The sequence below is a fragment of the Gammaproteobacteria bacterium genome (assembly GCA_003696665.1).
Lineage (GTDB): Bacteria > Pseudomonadota > Gammaproteobacteria > Enterobacterales.
The window spans coordinates 1-1,558 of the sequence record RFGJ01000056.1 but is presented as its reverse complement, the minus strand read 5'-3'; the positions used below and the strand labels follow the sequence as shown (position 1 = coordinate 1,558).

Below are 1,558 nucleotides of genomic sequence, written 5' to 3'. Positions count from 1 at the left end.
AGCGAGCGGTCGGGTGCAAGCGCGAGTTAGGCTTCGTAAAAACAAGCCAGTGTGTTTTACTATGCCGCCCGCTTCGGTGCCCGAACAGCGGTGGCACGGGCGCAAGCGGCAAAATCTTCGATAGCGGTATCTGGTACTCATTCCACTTGAACACTAGCGTTCCGGCCGGGGCCAGTACGCGGAAGCACTCCAAAAAGCCAGCCCGTAACATGGCCGGCCAGTCGCCTTCAAGCACGCCGTATTTCGCCCGCAGCCACGATTTCGGACCTGCGCTCCGTAAATGTGGCGGGTCAAACAACACCAACGGGAAACAATCTGACGGGAATGGCAAAGCCGTAAAATCGGCCTGGACATTGGGGCGCACTTCCAGCACGCGAATACCGTTCTTGACTGATGCGTCTTTCATGCGTAGCGTTTCAACGCGGCGGTCAACGAACACGGCGCGTTGGTCGTGCTTGTCAATCCAGGCCATACGGCCACCAGCGGTTACGTCAAGGGCTTGATAAGTCATCGTTTTAGAAGCCTAACGGAATTGCGTTTTAGCCGCCCGCCGCATGATTTCGCGGCGATTATCAGAGCCGCCAGCGGCGGCGGGTCGGCTACAAACGCTGGTTAGGCGGCCACGGTTGGCATCCAGAGCACCCAGGATAGCCGCCACCCGCGTTTGCAAACTCTAAACGTGCTCGCAGGTAAACCAGCCCCGCAACCGTGGAGCCTTGCCCTTGTGCCACAAGGGGGCAAATGGTACTCGTAGGCCGTGGCCGCCTAACGGATTTGCGGCTTACCTGCGCTGCGGAGCAGCGTCAGGTGCAGCCGCGAGTTAGCCAGCCCGCAGACTGGCCCGCACTCAATCTCATACTCCGATTCGTACCGCCCCGCGTCTGGCGGCAATTCATCCAGCCAATTGTCCGGGAACACACGCGCTCCCATTTCGCGCTCGAACTTTGCCATGCGCTCAAACGCTTCTGGAAAGTCGCGGCGGATTTTGTTCCAGTAGCCCTTTCCGCCTTTGACACATCCGATGCAATTATTATTGCGATAACCCATCTGGTACATGGCAGGCAGGGTAATTCCGGCACGGTTGAGCATGTCAAAGCAATCTTGTTTCGTGATGCCGCGTTCCAAAAGCGGCCACCACAAATACAACTCAGGATTGTTTTGCTCAAATCGCCTGATGCGCAGTTCTTCGTCTGCCGTCATTCCGAAGACGTGGACATCTCCGGGTTGCTGATACTGCTCGCGTGGGCGACGTTTCAACTCCACGGTACACCGCGCTCCAGCGGGGCCTACCAACCAGCCTGTTCGCCAAAACACCGAGAAAATATCGGCATCTGGGTAGGCGGGATTCGTCAGGATTTTGATTTTCACATCTAGCCATCGCTCTACATCTCGCAGAAATCGCAGGTTATCGGGATGCTCATTTGCCACCCGACAATACAGGATTTCCGCGTCAGGGCGCTCTTCCAGCGTGATTTTCGCGGCAACGGCGGACGCCGCGCCGCAGGAAAACCATACCAGCGTGCGGCGCTGGAAAAGCGGGAGTGGGGGTTGGGTCGGT

General features: G+C 57.7%; 2 protein-coding genes. Both read right to left on the bottom strand.

Going from position 1 to position 1,558, the window contains the following annotated elements; genetic code table 11:
• Positions 1–511 (bottom strand): SAM-dependent methyltransferase (locus D6694_01775; GenBank protein ID RMH47561.1); only part of this gene is annotated, 511 nt, incomplete at its 3' end.
• Between the two features lie 254 nt (positions 512–765).
• Positions 766–1,558: hypothetical protein (locus D6694_01770; GenBank protein RMH47560.1), on the bottom strand; the 793-nt coding region annotated here is incomplete at its 5' end.